15 protein-coding genes are annotated in these 17,858 nt (G+C 60.0%); 11 read left to right on the top strand and 4 right to left on the bottom strand.

Going from position 1 to position 17,858, the window contains the following annotated elements; translation table 11 throughout:
• Window positions 1–84 precede the first annotated feature (84 nt).
• Window positions 85–717, top strand: a complete 633-nt coding sequence (locus GAO09_RS05510; RefSeq protein WP_153353045.1) for an FMN-binding negative transcriptional regulator — start codon at window positions 85–87, stop codon at window positions 715–717.
• Window positions 718–728: 11 nt separating this feature from the next.
• Here GAO09_RS05510 and moaA read toward each other — a convergent pair whose 3' ends face one another.
• Window positions 729–1,715 (bottom strand): GTP 3',8-cyclase MoaA, encoded by a 987-nt coding sequence (gene moaA / locus GAO09_RS05505; RefSeq protein WP_153353080.1) that lies wholly within the window; start codon window positions 1,713–1,715, stop codon window positions 729–731.
• 309 nt (window positions 1,716–2,024) lie between these two features.
• Between moaA and GAO09_RS05500 the strand changes: the two genes are divergently transcribed.
• Genes GAO09_RS05500 through GAO09_RS05490 form a run of 3 tightly spaced genes read left to right on the top strand, consistent with a single transcriptional unit; the run spans window position 2,025 to window position 4,875 of the window.
• A complete protein-coding gene (locus tag GAO09_RS05500; protein ID WP_324184820.1) occupies window positions 2,025–2,399 on the top strand; it encodes a gamma-butyrobetaine hydroxylase family protein in 375 nt (124 codons plus the stop codon).
• A gap of 29 nt (window positions 2,400–2,428) precedes the next feature.
• Window positions 2,429–4,252: a monovalent cation:proton antiporter-2 (CPA2) family protein gene (locus GAO09_RS05495; protein ID WP_324184743.1), complete on the top strand. Its 1,824-nt coding sequence runs from the start codon at window positions 2,429–2,431 to the stop codon at window positions 4,250–4,252.
• Window positions 4,249–4,875 carry a pyridoxamine 5'-phosphate oxidase family protein gene (locus tag GAO09_RS05490; protein WP_153353043.1) on the top strand — a complete coding sequence of 209 codons (627 nt, stop codon included), beginning with the start codon at window positions 4,249–4,251 and terminating at the stop codon, window positions 4,873–4,875. Before GAO09_RS05495 ends, GAO09_RS05490 begins: the two co-directional genes overlap by 4 nt.
• A gap of 34 nt (window positions 4,876–4,909) precedes the next feature.
• Here the strand turns inward: GAO09_RS05490 and GAO09_RS05485 are convergent, their stop codons facing one another.
• Together GAO09_RS05485 and fumC are read right to left on the bottom strand one after the other, a co-directional pair.
• Window positions 4,910–5,980 carry a GGDEF domain-containing protein gene (locus GAO09_RS05485; protein WP_153353042.1) on the bottom strand — a complete coding sequence of 357 codons (1,071 nt, stop codon included), beginning with the start codon at window positions 5,978–5,980 and terminating at the stop codon, window positions 4,910–4,912.
• Window positions 5,981–6,251: 271 nt separating this feature from the next.
• A complete protein-coding gene (gene fumC / locus GAO09_RS05480; RefSeq protein ID WP_153353041.1) occupies window positions 6,252–7,643 on the bottom strand; it encodes a class II fumarate hydratase in 1,392 nt (463 codons plus the stop codon).
• A 446-nt stretch (window positions 7,644–8,089) separates the two neighbouring features.
• Here fumC and GAO09_RS05475 point away from each other — a divergent pair, with 446 nt between their 5' ends.
• Complete coding sequence (locus GAO09_RS05475) at window positions 8,090–10,423, top strand: L,D-transpeptidase family protein (protein WP_235937942.1); 2,334 nt, start codon at window positions 8,090–8,092, stop codon at window positions 10,421–10,423.
• An 80-nt stretch (window positions 10,424–10,503) separates the two neighbouring features.
• Here GAO09_RS05475 and GAO09_RS05470 read toward each other — a convergent pair whose 3' ends face one another.
• Window positions 10,504–11,211, bottom strand: a complete 708-nt coding sequence (locus tag GAO09_RS05470) for an HAD family hydrolase (protein WP_153353040.1) — start codon at window positions 11,209–11,211, stop codon at window positions 10,504–10,506.
• A 214-nt stretch (window positions 11,212–11,425) separates the two neighbouring features.
• Here GAO09_RS05470 and rpiA point away from each other — a divergent pair, with 214 nt between their 5' ends.
• The 6 genes from rpiA (at window position 11,426) to bluB (ending at window position 17,684) form a co-directional block, all read left to right on the top strand.
• Window positions 11,426–12,142: a ribose-5-phosphate isomerase RpiA gene (rpiA, locus tag GAO09_RS05465; RefSeq protein WP_153353077.1), complete on the top strand. Its 717-nt coding sequence runs from the start codon at window positions 11,426–11,428 to the stop codon at window positions 12,140–12,142.
• Window positions 12,139–12,696: a DUF2059 domain-containing protein gene (locus GAO09_RS05460; protein WP_153353039.1), complete on the top strand. Its 558-nt coding sequence runs from the start codon at window positions 12,139–12,141 to the stop codon at window positions 12,694–12,696. Before rpiA ends, GAO09_RS05460 begins: the two co-directional genes overlap by 4 nt.
• Window positions 12,697–12,823: 127 nt before the next feature.
• Window positions 12,824–14,230 carry a glutathione-disulfide reductase gene (gene gor / locus GAO09_RS05455; protein WP_153353038.1) on the top strand — a complete coding sequence of 469 codons (1,407 nt, stop codon included), beginning with the start codon at window positions 12,824–12,826 and terminating at the stop codon, window positions 14,228–14,230.
• 170 nt (window positions 14,231–14,400) lie between these two features.
• Window positions 14,401–15,777, top strand: coding sequence for a class II 3-deoxy-7-phosphoheptulonate synthase (locus GAO09_RS05450; RefSeq protein ID WP_153353037.1), 1,377 nt, complete (start codon window positions 14,401–14,403; stop codon window positions 15,775–15,777).
• Window positions 15,778–16,145: 368 nt separating this feature from the next.
• Window positions 16,146–16,976, top strand: a complete 831-nt coding sequence (locus GAO09_RS05445; protein ID WP_153353076.1) for a TolB family protein — start codon at window positions 16,146–16,148, stop codon at window positions 16,974–16,976.
• A gap of 12 nt (window positions 16,977–16,988) precedes the next feature.
• The gene (gene bluB / locus GAO09_RS05440) at window positions 16,989–17,684 is read left to right on the top strand and encodes a 5,6-dimethylbenzimidazole synthase (RefSeq protein WP_153353036.1); all 696 of its coding nucleotides are present in this window, start codon (window positions 16,989–16,991) and stop codon (window positions 17,682–17,684) included.
• Window positions 17,685–17,858: the final 174 nt, after the last annotated feature.

Genomic DNA, 17,858 nt, shown 5'->3' with positions numbered 1-17,858 from the left:
TTCTGTTTTGCTTCCCGGCCGGACGAGACAAAATCGAAGATGACGGGTATCGTCTTTGCAATCTCAATTTTGACGGGTGTTGCAATGTATCTTCCGCCACATTTTGAAGAGATCAGCAGGGATGAGATCAAGGCGGTGACGGAAGCGGCGCCTCTGGGCTGTATCGTGGCGCAGACGACGGACGGGTTGATTGCAAACCATATCCCGCTTCTGGCGGCCCCCGATGGAACGCTGATCGGCCACGTCGCGCTCGCCAACGACATGCACCGGCTTGTCGCCGAAACGCACGAGGTTCTGGTGATTTTTCGCGGAGAGGACGCCTATGTCTCGCCGAATTTCTACCCGTCCAAACGAGAGCATCATCGCCATGTGCCGACATGGAATTATCAAGTCGTGCACGTTTACGGCAATATCAGCTTCCAACATGACGATCACGCCAAGCGCGCGGCCGTCGGACTGCTCACCCGGACCCATGAGCGCCGGTTGAACGGAACGGATGGATGGCGCATGGCCGATGCACCCACAGACTACATGGCCCAGATGCTCGGCAATATCGTTGCTTTCAGGATCGCCGTGCGCAGGGTCGTCGCCAAATCCAAGCTCAGTCAGAACCGGGAAGAGCGTGATTATCGCGGCGCGGTTGCCGGTCTTTACGCATCAGGACAGGATGGTATCGCGCGGCAGATGGAAAAACGGTTGTCGCCAGCGGATGAATAGTCGCGACCGGCTCAGCCGCCCGTCACGCTCATATGGCGCGATACCGCCGGGCGGTTATTCCGGTCGATGATGAAGTCGTGGCCTTTTGGCTTGCGGGCGATCGCCTCGTCTATGGCAGCAGCCAGATGTGCCGGGTCGTTGCTTTCACGCAAGACTTCGCGCAGGTCGGCAGCGTCGTTTTGGCCGAGGCACATGTAGAGCGTGCCGGTGCATGTGAGACGCACGCGGTTGCAGCCCTCGCAGAAGTTATGGGTCATCGGCGTGATGAAGCCCATGCGGCCGCCGGTTTCAGCAACCTCGACATAACGGGCTGGGCCGCCGGTCTTGAAAGGGATATCCTTGAAGGTGAACTGCTTTTCGAGGGTTTCGCGCAGCACCGAGAGCGGCAGGTAACGGTCGGTCCGGTCTTCCTCGATCTCGCCCATCGGCATGGTTTCGATAACGGTCAGGTCCATGCCGCGGCCATGCGCGAAACGCAGCATGTCAGGGATCTCGTCTTCGTTGAAACCCTTCAGCGCGACGGCGTTGAGCTTGATCTTCAGCCCGGCCTTCTGGGCGGCGTCGATGCCTTCCATGACCTTGGAAAAATCGCCCCAGCGGGTGATTTCCTTGAACTTCTGCGGGTCGAGCGTATCGAGCGAGACATTGATGCGGCGTACGCCAGCATCGTAAAGCTCCTGCGCGAAGCGGGAAAGCTGCGAGCCATTGGTGGTCAGCGTCAGTTCGTCGAGATGGCCGGTTTCTATATGACGGCCGATGGAGCGCACAAGATGCATGATATTCTTGCGCACCAGCGGTTCGCCGCCGGTCAGCCGCAGTTTTCGCACGCCCTTGGCCACGAAGGCGGAACAGAGCCGGTCTAGCTCCTCCAGTGACAGCAGATCCTTTTTCGGCAGAAACGTCATGTTTTCCGCCATGCAATAGGTGCAGCGGAAATCGCAGCGGTCGGTAACGGAGACACGCAGATAGGTGACCGCACGACCGAACTTGTCGATCATCGGAGCAATGCTGCCGGCCGGGGTGACGGCTAGCGGTGGGGTCACTATAGAATTCACGTCATTTTCTCCTGCACGCCGAATCTGGTGATTCCCAGGGGCGACGTCAAGTTTTATGCATTTTGGCGCCGCTCACCGTGTGCTGGCACAAACTGCGCGCAAGTCGTTTGACTTTGCGCATGTTTTTTAAGGCGCAGTGCCCGGTAGCGGCGGCTTTCGGCCTGTCATGCGGATGCCAACGGGCTTGCGGCGAATTGATGAAGTCCATAATCGTGGATTAACGAAATTGAAAGAGCAGAGATGAGCGACCCGATCACAGATAGTTGGCCGACCGAGCTGAAAGTATCGCAGGACAAGCGCATGCTGACTGTTGTTTTCGACGATGGTGCGAGCTTTGCGTTGCCGGCCGAGATGTTGCGTGTCTTGTCGCCCTCGGCGGAAGTGCAGGGCCACGGACCGGGCCAGAAGGTGACGGTGCCGGGTAAACGGCAAGTGGCCATCCGCAACGTGGTGGCGACCGGCAATTATGCGGTGCGCATCGCTTTCGATGACGGCCATGACAGCGGCATCTTCACCTGGCGCTACCTGCGTGAGCTCGGGCTCGAAGGTTCGGAGAAATTCGGCGAATACGAGGCGGAACTGGCGGCCAAGGGGCTGAGCCGTGATCCTGTCACGAGAACGCGATAACAGATCAGACGAAATAGAGGGGTAATCGAGTGGCGGCAGAAGGAAATGCGGGCGAACTGGTCCAGGTCGTGGCGCTTTTGGGGGCGGGCGTCATTGCCGCGCCCCTGTTCAAGCGCATCGGGCTGGGCTCCGTGCTCGGTTATCTGGCGGCCGGTCTGGCAATCGGCCCGTTCGGGCTGAAGCTCGTTTCCGATCCGCAGGCGATCCTGCATATTGCCGAACTCGGCGTGGTGATGTTCCTGTTCATCATCGGGCTCGAAATGCAGCCGTCACGTCTGTGGAACATGCGCAAGGACATTTTTGGTCTCGGCGCGCTGCAGGTGCTTGGCTGTATCGCGGCGCTGATGGCGGTCGGTCTGACCTTCGGTCAATCGGCGCCAGTGGCATTTGTGGCCGGTACCGGTTTCGTGCTGACCTCGACAGCGATCGTCATGCAGATGCTGCAGGAGCGCAATCATCTGCATACGCCAAAAGGCCAGCATATCGTCGCCATCCTGTTGTTCGAGGATCTGGCCATCGTGCCGCTGCTCGCCATCGTCACGCTGCTGGCGCCGCAGGGCGAAACGGTGACGGTTGTCGAGCGGCTGCAATCCCTCGGCATCGGTTTTGCCGCGCTGGCGGCTCTGGTGATTGCCGGACGATACCTGCTCAACCCGTTCTTCCGGCTGCTCGCCCAATCCGGTGCACGCGAGGTGATGACGGCGGCGGCGCTGCTGGTCGTGCTCGGATCGGCGCTGCTGATGGATTTTGCTGGGCTGTCCATGGCCATGGGCGCGTTTCTCGCGGGCGTGCTTCTGTCGGAATCATCATTCAGGCACCAGCTCGAAGCGGATATCGAACCGTTTCGCGGCATCCTGCTCGGCCTGTTTTTCCTTGGCGTCGGCATGGCGGTCGACCTGGCGGTGATATTTGCCAACTGGCAGCATGTGCTCGTCGCAGTCGTCGCCTACATGATCGTCAAGGGCGTGGTTATCTACGGCGTGGCGCGGCTTCTCAAGGCGCCGCATGCGGAAAGCCTCGGGCGCGCGATCCTGATGGCGCAGGGCGGCGAGTTCGCCTTCGTGCTTTATGCCGCTGCCGCCTCAGTCGGCATTCTCGATGCCGATACCAATGCGGTGCTGACGGCGACGATCGTTATCTCCATGGCGGTGACGCCTCTGGTCGTAGCCATCTACGTGCGTGTTGCTCCCAAGCCGACGGTGGATACGAGCGGTCTGGCCGAGCCTGAAAACATCGAAAATACCGTGCTGATCATCGGCTTCGGTCGTTTCGGTCAGATCGTCAGCCAGCCGCTTCTGGCGCGCGGCTATACGCTGTCGATGATCGACAAGGATGCAGAATTCGTGCGCGATGCCGGCGATTTCGGATTCAAGGTCTATTACGGCGACGGCTCGCGCCCGGAAATTTTGCACGCGGCGGGCGCCGCCACCGCGAAAGCGATCCTGATCTGCATCGACGACAGGGAAGCAGCGGTGAAGATCGCCGAGATCGTCAAGGAAGAATATCCGCTGGTACCGGTTCTGGCGCGTGCCTATGACCGCGGCCATGCCATCGACCTTCTGAAGGCCGGCGTCGATTACCAGATCCGCGAGACCTACGAGTCGGCGCTCGATTTCTCCGGCGAGGTCATGCAGGTTTTAGGCGAGGAAGAGGAATTGGTCGCCAGCGTGGTGGAAGAGTTCCGGGAAATCGACCGCGAGCGTTTTGCCATGGAACAGGTGGGCGGCATTTATGCAGGTCGTTCGCTGATCAAGGGCAATGCTCAGCCAGCGGACATTATCTCCGCCAGAACGGCGCGCGAGCGTGAACGCAAGGCAGCGGAACAGGCCGCTGTGAAAGAGGCGGCAACATGAGCGATATCGACAGCGACGGCATCATCACCTCCATCGAGGGACTTCGAAAAATCTATGGCGAGAGCAGCGAGGCGTCGCTGGTCAAGGTCACCTGCTATCTGACGGCTGAATACCGCCAGATGATCGAGGCTTCACCCTTCGTGGCGCTGGCGACCGTCGGCCCCGAGGGCATGGACTGTTCGCCGCGCGGCGATCTCGGCGGTGTGGTGCGCATCGAGGACGAGCGGACGCTGACCTTGCCCGACTGGCGCGGCAATAACCGTATCGATTCGCTCGAAAACATCGTGCGCGACCCGCGCGTGGCCTTGATGTTCCTCGTGCCCGGCTCGAACACGACCATGCGCATCAACGGGCGTGCGGTTGTGTCGGCTGAGCCTTCGCTGCTCGAAAGCTTCGAGATGGATGGAAAACATCCCCGCAGCGTCACCGTTGTTACGATCGACGAGGTGTATTTTCAATGCGCGCGGGCATTGATGCGCTCGGAACTTTGGAACCCCGAACGGTTCGTCGATCCCAAAAACCTGCCGACGCCCGGCGGGCTTCTGAAGGCGGCCAAGGCCGATTTCGACAAGGAAACCTATGACCGCGAATGGGCGGCAAGGGCTGCCGCCACGATGTGGTAACGGGTGACCGGGATACCGGTCATCTCACAGGCGCTCACTTCTTATAGATCAGCCAGCCCTTGCCGATGTAATCCTTGCGCATGCCGTCTTCGAACATCTGGCAGCGGTTGCGGCCGTTGCCCTTGGCGAGATAGAGCGCTACGTCGGACTGCTCGTACAACTGGCCGGGATCTTCCGCCTGGGCTGCCATGGAAAATCCGAGTGATATCGTTACCGGACCATAATCCATGCCCGTCCGGGAATTGCGGAAAGGGCGGCTTTCCAGCGCACGCCGCACGCGTTCGCAGACGGCCAGAACTTCCTCGGCAGTCTGCCCTTGAATGACCATGGCGAACTCTTCACCGCCCGTGCGGGCGACAAACACATCCTTTCGGACATTGCTGCGAATGACAGAGGCGACCGTGGCGAGGATCTTGTCGCCGACCGGGTGTCCATAGGTGTCGTTGACACGTTTGAAATGATCGATATCGAGCAGGACGAGCGCAGTGACGCCAAGGCTCATCTGATCGTCGAAGAGCGAGGCGAGCTTCTCATCGAAGGCGCGACGGTTGGAAAGCCGGGTCAGCGAATCCGTGTTGGCGATGCGCTTGTATTCGTCGAGTTCCTTACGGACATCGTCCATCTCCTGAGAGCGTTGCGCGACGTTCTCGACAGTCTTTTCGCCATGCGCCATCGTATCGCCTGTGGCGGCAGTCAAAAGGTCGATCGCGTTCGATAGCAGGTCGGCGGAAAAATGCGTCTTGGTGCTGATGCGCGAGGCGGTTTCCTCGAGCAGACGATTGTAGCTCTCAAGCGACGTCTGCTCCTGGCGGATGAGACGCAACACGTCATCCAGCTCCGAGGCCAGACGTGTATGGGCGCGCTCGATAACCACAGCCTGCGGGCGGCCGAGATATTCGTCGGCGAGATGATCAAGCTCTTCCTGGGTCGCGCGGCTACCGAGCGCGACGAGATCGCGGGAGAGCTGCGCATTGCTGCCGATATAAGCTTCGTAGAAAAGCTGGTAATTGCGAGGAATGGGCGCCACGCCCATCGACCTCAATGCATAAACGATCTGCCCAGCTAAATCAGAAGCATGCGCTTTTTGCGCTGTCGCCGTGTTCATCGGCTACTCCCGTTGGTCCCACCCAAATTTAAACCTATGATTACGGTCAAAGTCTTGGGAAAAGATTAAAGATATGGTTTCCGGCCGGTAATACTTGGATATTTGCAGTTGCTTCAAGCCTTGAATTGCAGGCTGTCCACGGGTTTTTCTTGGCGTTGTTTGCCAATGATACCAGAAAAGGTTTCTCTCGAAATGGTTGCGCCGGATCGTGATTTGTCACGATCCGGCGCCAATTTTCCCGCTCTCGGTGTGATTGCGGTATCGGGCGACCTTACTTCGGGCCAATCATGTTTTCAGGGCGAACATACTGGTCGAATTCCTCGTTCGTCAGGTAACCGCCGCCAACGGCTTCTTCGCGCAGGGTCGTGCCGTTCTTGTGGGCGGTCTTGGCGATCTTGGCGCAGGCGTCGTAACCGAGCTTGGAATTGAGCGCCGTCACCAGCATCAGCGAGTTTTCGACGCCGTTGCGGATATTGTCTTCGCGTGCCTCGATACCAACGACGCAATTGTCGGTGAAGGACACGGCGGCATCGCCGAGCAGCTGCACCGACTGCAGGAAGTTGTAGGCCATCATCGGATTGTAGACGTTGAGTTCAAAGTGGCCCTGGCTGCCCGCGAAGGTGAGCGCCGCGTGGTTGCCAAAAATGTGGGCGCAAACCTGGGTGAGGGCTTCCGACTGGGTCGGGTTGACCTTGCCCGGCATGATCGACGAACCCGGCTCGTTTTCCGGCAGCGACAGTTCGCCGAGGCCGGCGCGCGGGCCGGAGCCGAGGAAACGGATGTCGTTGGCGATCTTGAACAGCGCGGCAGCGGCGGCGTTGATCGCGCCGTGCGAAAACACCATCGAGTCGTGCGAGGCGAGTGCTTCGAACTTGTTCGGCGCGGTGACGAAGGGCAGGCCGGTGATTTTCGAGATTTCTTCCGCGACCTTTTCGGCAAAACCGACCGGGGCGTTGAGGCCGGTGCCGACGGCGGTGCCGCCCTGCGCCAGCTTGGAAAGCGATGGAATGGTCAGTTCGATATGGGCGATGGCGGAGGCCACCTGCGCAGCGTAACCGGAAAATTCCTGGCCGAGCGTCAGCGGTGTTGCGTCCTGCGTGTGGGTACGGCCGATCTTGATGATGTGGGCGAATGCCTTGACCTTGGCTTCCAGCGCGGCATGCAGGTGCTTCAGCGACGGCAGCAGATGATGGTGGATCGTCTCGACGCAGGCGATATGCATGGCCGTCGGATAGGTGTCGTTCGACGACTGGCTCATGTTGACGTGATCGTTCGGATGCACCGGCTTCTTGGAGCCCATGACGCCGCCGAGCACTTCGATCGCGCGGTTGGAGATCACTTCATTGGCATTCATGTTCGACTGGGTGCCGGAACCGGTCTGCCAGACGACGAGCGGAAAATGATCATCGAGCTTGCCGTCGATGACTTCCTGGGCGGCATCGACGATGGCCTTGCCGACGGTCGAGTCGAGACCGGAAAGCTCCATATTGGCGCGGGCTGCGGCCTGCTTGACGATGCCGAGCGCACGAACGACGGCCAGCGGCTGCTTTTCCCAGCCGATCTTGAAATTGCCGAGCGAACGTTGGGCCTGGGCGCCCCAATAGCGGTCGTTCTGAACTTCGATCGGGCCAAACGTATCGGTTTCGGTGCGGTTCGTCGTCATATGCCTCTGTCTCCCATCGCCCGCGACTACGGGCTGAACTTGCCGGCCTTAAAAAAATAAAGGTGAAATGTGCCTGAGCCGGCGGCGCATTTCTATACCATTGTCAAATGACTGCAAGCGGAAGAGGGCTGTTGAAGACTGCAAGAATTGGGTGTTTTACCCTGTGGTCCGCCGCGTTCGTGCCATTATTGCCACGATGAGAGGAATAGAGATTTCGACGGGAAATGTGGAAACTGGAAAGAAACGCGCGTGTCAGTAAAAATTTAACGAATGTTTTCTTAAGGTTCTGGAAACGATTTGACGACGGGCCCGCCGAGCAAAGGGCTGTTGTAACGTTTTCGTTTTCTTTTCATGGCGCGCATGTTCGGCTAGAGACATGTCCGCTTATATTCGAGGACGGTCATCAAGCGAATCGCGGTGATCGTGGAGCTAGAACGGGGAATGCCTTGCTGAAATTGCGGAAGACCACCACCACGCTCGCACTGCTGTCGGGGATCTCGATGCTGGGCGGGGCCTTGTTGCCGGTCGATGCTCAGGCCTACACGCTGATGGACATGCTGAAAGGCCGTTCTCGCGAAGATGTCAGAAGGGCTTCGCCGGGCACTGTCGTCGAAATCCCGTCCGAGCGCGCCATACGTGATCCGGAGCCGCTGCCGAAGGTCGCCCCACCGAAATACTTCACCTACCGGGCCGACGCGATGCGCACCGTCAAAGCCGCTGGTTTTGCTGCAGCTTCCGCGACAGATCAGACCCGTTTCCTGGTGGATGCCCGCGTGTCCGTCCCTGCCGATGTCGCTTCCGCCGTCGAGGCCTATTATGCCAAGAATGCTGCGCCGTTGTGGGTCGAGAACGGAGACCTGACCGAAAAGGCGCGTGCCGTTCTGGCGGCGATGAAGAAAGCCGCTGACTACGGTCTGGACCCGGCCGACTACGCCGTCGACGAGCCGCTGCTGACGACCGCCAGTGTTGCCCCCGAAACGCCGACGCAGACGACGGCCCATGCGACCGACGCTGTTAAGACCTATTCGACGACGAACACGGCCGAAGCTGCGGTGACGCCACAGGCTGCAACGCCGCCGGCCGAGGCAAACTCTGCGGAAGCTGCGTCCGCTGCAGGCACCGAGGCAGCACCGGCTGCCACGGTCGAAACGGCTCCAGCCGCTCCTGCGGAAAACAACAACGCGGCCGCGACAGCGACCACGCAAACTGCGCCCGTCGCCGCGACCGCTGAAGCAGCTCCGGCAGGAACCTCTGAGGCGGCCACCGCTGCGACGGCCGAGCCGGCACCTGCCATCACTGCTGATCCCGCTGCGCCCGCGACCGCCGAAGCACCGGCCGCAACGGCGACTGAGCCTGCTCCGACCGCGACCGCCGAGGTTCCTGCTGCCGATGTAACGCCGCCGGTTGCCGCAGAAACCACTCCAGCCACGCAGCCTGCCGTCACAGAGCCTGCTCCGGCCGTCGTCGTCGATGATGAACGCGCCAAGGAATTGATGCAGTTCGAGGTGGCGTTGTCCGCAAAGGCCATGCTGTTTGCGCAGGACATGGTGCGTGGTCGTCTCGACCCGAACCGCATTTCCGAGTTCCACGATTTCAAGCGCAAGCCGGTCGATCTGGCCGCCGTTGTCGACGCGGCAAGGAATGCCCCGGATGTCGCCGCCTATCTCGACGGTCTGGCTCCGGCCAACCCCGAATTCAAGGCGATGAAGGCCGAACTCGCGCATCTGCGTGCGGCCTCCGAGCAGGCAGACGCGATCCAGCTGCCTGATGACCTGCTTTTGAAGCCGGGCATGAGCAGCCCGGACATGGCGAACGTGTTCGCGGCCATTGAGCAGAAAGCGTCCGACGCGTTCAAGACACGTCAGGCCGAAACGATCGCCGCCTATCAGCAGACTCCGGAATATACGCCAGAACTGGTCGCCTTCGTGAAGGATTTCCAGAAGGAATCCGGTCTGAGCTCTGACGGTGTTGTCGGCCGAGGCACCGTTCGTGCGCTCGTCGGTGACAGCAACGAGGACAAGGTCGAAAAGCTGATCGTCGCGATGGAACAGCTGCGTTGGCTGCCTTCGGATCTTGGCGATCGCCACGTGATGATCAACCAGCCGGCCTTCCGCGTGACCTATCACGAGCAGGGCGTGGAACAGTTCTCCATGCGCACCGTGGTTGGTTCCAAGGCGCACCAGACCTTCTTCTTCCAGGACAAGATCAAGACGGTGGAATTCAACCCGTCCTGGGGTGTTCCGCAGTCGATCATCATCAATGAAATGGTGCCGAAACTGCGCAATGACCCGAGCTATCTCGATCGCCAGGGTTACGAGGTGGCCGTCAACGGTCGCACCGTTTCATCGAGCAGCGTCGATTGGTACGGTTCGACCCGCAATATCTCCGTGCGTCAGCCGCCGTCGAGCGACAATGCGTTGGGCGACCTGAAGATCCTGTTCCCGAACGCGCATGCCATCTACATGCACGACACGCCGGCCAAGAGCTTCTTCAAGCGGGATATGCGCGCGCTCAGCCACGGCTGCGTGCGTCTGGCCGAGCCGCGCAAGATGGCGGCGGCGCTGCTCAGCATCAGCGAGAAGGAAGTGGATGCCCGTATCGCCGGCGGCCGCAATGTGCCGACCTCGGTGACGGCGGATATCCCGGTTTACATCGCCTATTTCACCGCATGGCCGAACAAGGACGGCAAGGTGGAATATTTCGGCGACGTCTATGATCGTGATGTGGCGACCATGAAGGCGCTGGCCGCGACAGCCAAGGCACGCAGCCCGCAGGCCTGACCGGGTTTTCCGGTCGAGGGTCTGGTCGAAAGACGGATTGAAAAAATGAAGGGCGCCACTGGCGCCCTTTTTCGTGACTGTTACTGCGCCTCAATCAGGCGAAGCACCAGTTCCGGTGTCAGTTCGTCGAAGCCGTCAATGATCGTCGTCGGATTGAGGTCCGCGACCGGCACGTCGGAATATCCGAAGCTGACGGCAACGGACGGGATTTTGGCATTGTGAGCAGCAAGAATGTCGTTGACGCTGTCGCCGATCATGATGCTGCGGGCCGGATCGCCGCCGGCTTTTTCGATGGTGCCGAAGATATGGCGCCCGTCGGGTTTGCGAAATTCAAAAGTATCGCCTCCGGTGATCGCCGCGAAATGCCCGGTAAGGCCGAGGCCTTCAAGCAGCGGCAGGGCCAGCGTTTCCTGTTTGTTGGTGCAGACGGCAATCGTCATGCCTGCGGCCTTGAGGCGATCGAAACATGCAGTCAGGCCGGGATACGGCCGGCTTTTGCCGGGCATGCCCGCCTTGTAATGGGCGATAAAGCGATCGAACAGAGGTTCCAGCTCGTCCTCGGAAAGTGGCGTGTTCTTCAGGTCGAAGGCACGGCGGATCATGACGCGCGCGCCCTGGCCGACCAGATGTGTCAAATCCTCGTAGGTGACCGGCGTCAGTCCGGCCGAAGTGATCGTATGGTTGAGGCTTTCGATGAGATCGGCATGGGTGTCGATCATCGTGCCATCGAGATCGAAGACGACCAGGGGAGCTTTCACGTCAGTATTCCTCGGATTTATGCAGGCCATGAGAAGGCTTTACGGGGAGGGGGCGGAGTGGTTCAGCCTTTCCGGTTTAGGCAAAGCAGCCAATGAATGCAAATGGCCGCCAAGTAACATCAGCAGTCAATCAAATGAAAAGCCTGTCGAAAACGTCGTTGCCGGGGACTTTTGTTTATGGCGGGAGGCGTGTAAACAGCAGCAAGCGAAACGACTGGATTACCAAACAGGGAGCTTCTCGCGCATGGACGCCCGGGAAATGAAGATCAAGGCGGCTGCCGCCGCGCTTGAACATGTCGAAGACGGTATGCGGCTCGGCATAGGCACCGGATCCACAGCGGAAGAATTCGTGCGTCTGCTGGCCGAAAAGGTGGCGGGCGGCCTCAAGGTGGAGGGCGTTCCGACATCCGAGCGTACCGCGCGGCTGTGTGTCGAGCTCGGCGTGTCGTTGAAGTCGCTGGACGAGTTGCCGGAACTTGACCTTACGATTGATGGCGCCGATGAAGTCGACGGCAATCTTTTCCTGATCAAGGGCGGCGGTGGCGCGCTTCTGCGTGAAAAGATCGTCGCCGGCGCTTCGAAGCGGATGATCGTGATCGCCGACGAGAGCAAGGTCGTCGACACGCTCGGCGCTTTTCCGCTGCCGATTGAAATCAACCCGTTCGGATCCGTGGCGACACGTGTCGCCATCGAAAAGCGGGCGTCAAGGCTCGGCCTTTCCGGCGAGCTGAAGCTTCGTAGAAATGGTGAGGACATCTTCACCACGGACGGTGGACATCATATTTTTGACGCATCTTTTGGCCGTATTCCTGATGCAGAGGCGCTTGCAGGAGCGCTGAATTCCATTCCCGGAGTCGTGGAACACGGGCTTTTCATTCACATGGCGTCACTTGCGATCATTGCCGGACCGGCAGGGGCGCGGACGCTGAAAGCGAACAACACAGGAGCTAACCTTTCATGATCAGACTAGCGGTTTTGGGCCGCGCTGCCGCCCTGGCAACGCTCGTATCCGGCCTCGCTCTTTCTGCCGGCGCGCAGGCACAGGAAGTCTCCGCCTCGCATCTGCAGGCAGCTCGCGACACGATCAATGCCATCGAGGCAACTCGTCAGTTCGACAATATCCTGCCGAACCTGGCCGAGCGTCTGAAGGCTGAGTTCATCCTGTCCTCGCCGAACTTCCAGGACAAGATTTCCGAGACCGTCGATGCCGAGGCCATTGCGCTCGCATCGCGCCGTGCAGATCTCGAAAAGGAAGCTGCAGCGGCTTATGCCAAGGCTTTCACCGAGGACGAGTTGAAGGCGATTGCCGCTTTCCACAGCTCGCCTGCCGGCAAGAAGTTTCTCAGCACGCTGCCGCTGGTGCAGCGTGAACTGGGCCGCGCCGCCGAAATATGGGCAAACGGCATCTCGCGTGACCTGACCAGCCAGAGCACTGCCAAGCTGCGCGACGTCGTTGCCGTGCCGCCGAGCCAGCCTTCCGGCGCCGAGGCCGTCAATCAGGCTCCGCAGCAGTAATTCGCTGCGAACTGCCATCCTGTCGAAAGCCCGGCTCTTGCCGGGCTTTTGCATTTGCGAAATCGCACATTATATCCATGCCGTTCTTTTCGATTCCTTCCTCCCGAATTTCTGACTGGAGCCATCCATGACCACCGCTGCGACAACCTACGACTACGATCTCTTTGTCATCGGCGGCGGCTCCGGCGGCGTGCGGGCAGGGCGTGTTGCCGCATCGCTCGGCAAGAAGGTGGCGATCGCCGAGGAATACCGTTTTGGCGGCACCTGCGTGATCCGCGGCTGCGTGCCGAAAAAGCTGTTCGTTTACGCCTCGCAGTTTCCCGAGCATTTCGAGGATGCCGCCGGTTACGGCTGGAGCGTTGGTGAAAGCAGCTTTGACTGGGGCAAGCTGATCGCCGCCAAGGACAAGGAAATCGACCGTCTGGAAGGTCTGTATCGTCGTGGCCTGGAAAATGCCGGCGCCGAAATTCTGGCGACGCGCGCCGAACTGGTGGATGCCCATACGGTGCGTCTGGTCGCCACCGGCAAGACGGTGACGGCGGATCGTATCGTCATTGCCACGGGCGGCACTGCGAACCCGCATGAGGCGCTGCCGGGCCATGAACTGTGCATCACTTCCAACGAGGCCTTTCACCTCGAGACCCTGCCGAAATCGATCCTGATTGCCGGCGGCGGTTATATCGCCGTGGAATTCGCCAATATCTTCCACGGTCTCGGTGTCGAGACGACGCTGATCTATCGCGGCAAGGAAATTCTTTCGCGCTTCGATATCGACATGCGTCGTGGCCTGCATGCGGCAATGGAAGCCAAGGGCATTCGCATCATCCTCACCGACGTGATCGATGATGTGGCAAAGAACCCGGCGGGTGGTCTCACGGCGCGCACTAAGGGCGGCGAAACGCTGCAGGTGGAAACCGTCATGCTGGCGCTTGGCCGTGACCCACATACCAAGGGGCTGGGCCTTGAGGCCGCAGGCGTGAAGACCGATGCGCGCGGCGCCATCATCGTCAACGAATATTCGCGCACGAATGTGGACAACATCTATGCGCTGGGCGACGTCACCGACCGGGTGCAACTGACGCCGGTGGCGATCCATGAGGCGATGTGCTTCATCGAGACCGAATATCGCGGCAATCCGACCTCACCGGATCACGATCTGATCGCGACGGCAGTGTTCTCGCAGCCGGAGATCGGGACTGTCGGTCTGTCGGAAGAGGAAGCTGCCAAGAAGTTTGCCGACGTGGAAGTCTATCGCGCCGAATTCCGTCCGATGAAGGCAACGCTTTCTGGCCGCAGCGAGCGGACGATCATGAAGCTGATCGTCAATGCAGGCGACCGCAAGGTGGTAGGCGCGCATATTCTCGGCCACGAGGCCGGCGAGATGGCGCAGCTTCTCGGCATCACGCTGAAGGCCGGTTGCACCAAGGACGATTTCGACCGCACCATGGCAGTCCATCCGACCGCTTCGGAAGAACTGGTGACGATGTACAAGCCGAGCTACCTGTTGAAGAACGGCGAACGCGTCGACGGCTGATCCGGTTCAATGTGATCTTATCCGATCCGCTGCCAAATCCGTGGCGGATCGTACCGATCGGCGGGGTCGCCGGTCTATGCAAGTGAGGGGCAAAGGGATATAAGCCGCCTCAAATTTTCGACAAGGCACCATGGCCGGGACGGCCATAACGTGCAGATTGGGTGAGTATCATGGCACAGAACTGGACACCGAGCACCTGGAGGCAGATGCCTATTCAGCAGGTTCCGGAATATCCGGACGCCAACAAGCTGCGCGAGACCGAGCAGCAGCTGGCAACCTGGCCGCCGCTCGTCTTTGCAGGCGAAGCGCGCCGGCTGAAGAAGTCGCTCGCAAACGTAGCGGAAGGCAACGGCTTTCTGCTGCAGGGCGGCGACTGTGCCGAAAGCTTTGCCGAGCACGGCGCCGATACCATCCGCGACTTCTTCCGCGCCTTCCTGCAGATGGCCGTGGTGCTGACTTATGGTGCCCAGCTGCCGGTGGTGAAGGTCGGCCGTATCGCCGGCCAGTTCGCCAAGCCGCGTTCCTCGGGCATCGAAACCCAGGGTGACGTCAGCCTGCCAAGCTACCGTGGCGACATCGTCAATGGCATCGAGTTCAATGAGGCATCGCGTATCCCGGATCCGGAGCGCCAGATCATGGCTTACCGCCAGTCTGCCGCGACGCTGAACCTTTTGCGCGCCTTCGCGATGGGCGGTTACGCCAATCTCGACAACGTGCAGCAGTGGATGCTGGGCTTCATCAAGGACTCACCGCAGGCGGACCGTTACCGCAAGCTGGCCGACCGCATTTCCGAAACCATGGATTTCATGCGGGCGATCGGCATCAACTCGGAAAACAATTCGAGCCTGCGCGAAACCGATTTCTTCACCAGCCATGAAGCCCTGCTTCTCGGCTATGAAGAAGCGCTCACCCGCGTCGATTCCACCTCGGGCGACTGGTACGCAACGTCGGGCCACATGATCTGGATCGGCGACCGTACGCGTCAGGCCGACCATGCGCATATGGAATTCTGCCGTGGCATCAAGAACCCGCTTGGCCTCAAGTGCGGTCCTTCGCTGCAGCCGGATGACCTGATCAAGCTGATCGACATCCTAAACCCGGCCAACGAAGCTGGTCGCCTGACGCTGATCTGCCGTTTCGGTCACGACAAGGTTGCCGATCATCTGCCGAAGCTGATCCGCGCCGTGGAAAAGGAAGGCCGCAAGGTCGTCTGGTCCTGCGATCCGATGCATGGCAACACGATCACGCTCAACAACTACAAGACGCGTCCGTTCGAGCGTGTCCTGTCGGAAGTCGAGAGCTTCTTCCAGATCCACCGCGCCGAAGGCACGCATCCGGGCGGTATCCATGTCGAAATGACCGGCAAGGACGTGACGGAATGCACGGGCGGCGCCCGCGCGGTGACCGGTGCCGATCTGCAGGATCGTTACCACACCCATTGCGACCCGCGCCTCAACGCCGACCAAGCGCTCGAACTGGCATTCCTGCTGGCAGAGCGCATGAAGACCGGCCGCGACGAAAAGCGCATGGCGGCGGTCGCGGTCTGATCCAAGGACTGTTGCTACAGGAAAAAAGAGGCCGGCGTCGGGGGTAGACGCCGGCCTTTTCAGTTTGCCCGTCCGCAAACGCTGAACAGGACGGGCGCGGGGTGGATGGGGGAACCCGCGTATAAAGAAGTCTTCGAACATACGCCCGGCGAGATTGGGGGGTGGGGTCTGGCGCGTAACGTATATTCGAAGACATGCATATACTGACTCGCAGACATTAACGAATCCTTTCTTTAGTAATAACTAATTTGCGTCTGCTATTTTAAGGTGTGTCTCACCCGTTCGGGTGAAGATTTGCAGCCTGCCGAGACCGTGCCGGATTTGTGTGTTAGCACCGTGCCTCCAGTCAAAGAGGGAGTACCGGTTTGCTGCGCAGCTCGATCGAGATCTTCAACATCCGCACCCGTGAAAGCCGCGTGGTCTGGCAGACGGAAAAGCTTTTCGAAGCGCCGAACTGGTCGCCCGACGGGCGTTACCTGATGCTCAACTGTGATGGCCGCATGTACCGGCTGGCATTGGAGGAAACGACCGCGCCGCAGCCGGTCGATACCGGTTTTGCCATACGCTGCAACAACGATCACGGCATTTCGCCCGATGGGACGCTGATCGCCATTTCCGACAAATGCGAATTCGACAAATCGGCCATCTATGTTCTGCCGGCTGTCGGTGGCGAACCGAAACTGGTGACCAAAAACCTTCCGTCCTATTGGCATGGCTGGTCGCCGGACGGCACGCGTTTCACCTATTGTGGCATTCGTGACCAGGTGTTCGATATCTATTCCATTCCGGTGGACGGTGGCGAGGAGCGACGGCTGACCTTTGGCGAGGGCCGCAATGACGGACCGGATTTTTCAGCTGACAGCAAATGGATCTATTTTAATTCCAGCCGAACGGACCGCATGCAGATCTGGCGCGTGCCGGCGGAAGGTGGCGCGGCCGAGCGCATCACCGACAGCGAATACGGCGACTGGTTCCCGCATCCGTCGCCGAAGGGCGACAAGGTGGTGTTCGTTTCCTATGACGGCGACGTTTTTGACCATCCCCGCGATCTTGATGTGCGTGTGCGTCTGATGGATATGGACGGCGGCAATATCGAAACGCTGTTCGAGCTCTTTGGCGGGCAGGGTACGATGAACTCTCCCAATTGGGCGCCGAATGGTGACGAGTTTGCCTATGTCCGTTATTTCCCAATGCCGTGAAGACTGTTGATCATGCTGACGAAACCGAAACCCGAAGATGCGCTGACTGCGGCGGGTCCTTTCTCGGACGATGAATGCGAGGCCGTTTATCGTGCCATCCATTCGCGCCGCGATGTGCGCGACCAGTTCTTGCCCGATCCGCTGCCGGACGATCTGGTGCAGCGTTTGCTGGAAGCCGCGCATGCGGCACCCTCTGTAGGTTTCATGCAGCCCTGGAGCTTTATCCTCATCTGCGACGAGGCGACGCGTGCGGCGGCGCACCTGGCCTTCTCTCGCGCCAACGAGGAGGCGGCGGAGCTGTTTTCCGGCGAGCGGGCACAAATATATCGGGACCTCAAGCTTGAAGGTATCCGCAAGGCGCCGCTGTCGATTTGCATCACATGTGATCCAGACCGGGCCGGGCCTGTCGTGCTTGGGCGCACCCATAACCCACGCATGGACGTCTATTCGACCGTCTGCGCCGTGCAGAACCTATGGCTGGCGGCGCGTGCGGAAGGTGTCGGGGTGGGCTGGGTCAGTATCTTTCACGATGCCGATATCAAGGCGCTTCTGGGCATTCCCGAGCGTGTCGAGATCGTTGCCTGGCTCTGTCTCGGCTATGTCGATCAGCTGTACAGCGAGCCGGAACTGGCGGTGAAGGGCTGGCGGGAGCGTCTGCCGCTGGCCGAACTCGTCCATGAAGGCCGCTGGCCGCAGGACAAGCCCTGACGGTCATTATTGGCGCAACTGCGCGCCGCCAGCTGGATTGGCGAGATCGATATTGCTTTGGTTGGGGAAAAAGCGCGGGCCGACGATGCGGACCTTTTTTGAAGCGTCGTAATCGCGCACCGGCACCGGTGGCAGTTCCGGGGCTTTTGCGACCTCGGGCTCTGCTGGCGGGTT

Origin of the sequence: Endobacterium cereale (assembly GCF_009617585.1) — a bacterium.
Lineage (GTDB): Bacteria > Pseudomonadota > Alphaproteobacteria > Rhizobiales > Rhizobiaceae > Neorhizobium > Neorhizobium cereale.
The sequence above is the reverse complement of the archived record's forward strand: the minus strand, read 5'-3'. Positions and strand labels throughout refer to the sequence as shown.

Excerpts from the sequence above, each read along its gene's own strand:
- GAO09_RS05510 (WP_153353045.1), top strand. The coding sequence starts at position 85 with ATGTATCTTCCGCCACATTTTGAAGAGATCAGCAGGGATGAGATCAAG.
- moaA (WP_153353080.1), bottom strand. The coding sequence starts at position 1,715 with ATGATCGACAAGTTCGGTCGTGCGGTCACCTATCTGCGTGTCTCCGTT.
- fumC (WP_153353041.1), bottom strand. The coding sequence starts at position 7,643 with ATGACGACGAACCGCACCGAAACCGATACGTTTGGCCCGATCGAAGTT.
- rpiA (WP_153353077.1), top strand. The coding sequence starts at position 11,426 with ATGGACGCCCGGGAAATGAAGATCAAGGCGGCTGCCGCCGCGCTTGAA.
- gor (WP_153353038.1), top strand. The coding sequence starts at position 12,824 with ATGACCACCGCTGCGACAACCTACGACTACGATCTCTTTGTCATCGGC.
- GAO09_RS05470 (WP_153353040.1), bottom strand. The coding sequence starts at position 11,211 with ATGGCCTGCATAAATCCGAGGAATACTGACGTGAAAGCTCCCCTGGTC.
- GAO09_RS05460 (WP_153353039.1), top strand. The coding sequence starts at position 12,139 with ATGATCAGACTAGCGGTTTTGGGCCGCGCTGCCGCCCTGGCAACGCTC.
- GAO09_RS05490 (WP_153353043.1), top strand. The coding sequence starts at position 4,249 with ATGAGCGATATCGACAGCGACGGCATCATCACCTCCATCGAGGGACTT.
- GAO09_RS05450 (WP_153353037.1), top strand. The coding sequence starts at position 14,401 with ATGGCACAGAACTGGACACCGAGCACCTGGAGGCAGATGCCTATTCAG.
- GAO09_RS05485 (WP_153353042.1), bottom strand. The coding sequence starts at position 5,980 with ATGAACACGGCGACAGCGCAAAAAGCGCATGCTTCTGATTTAGCTGGG.
- bluB (WP_153353036.1), top strand. The coding sequence starts at position 16,989 with ATGCTGACGAAACCGAAACCCGAAGATGCGCTGACTGCGGCGGGTCCT.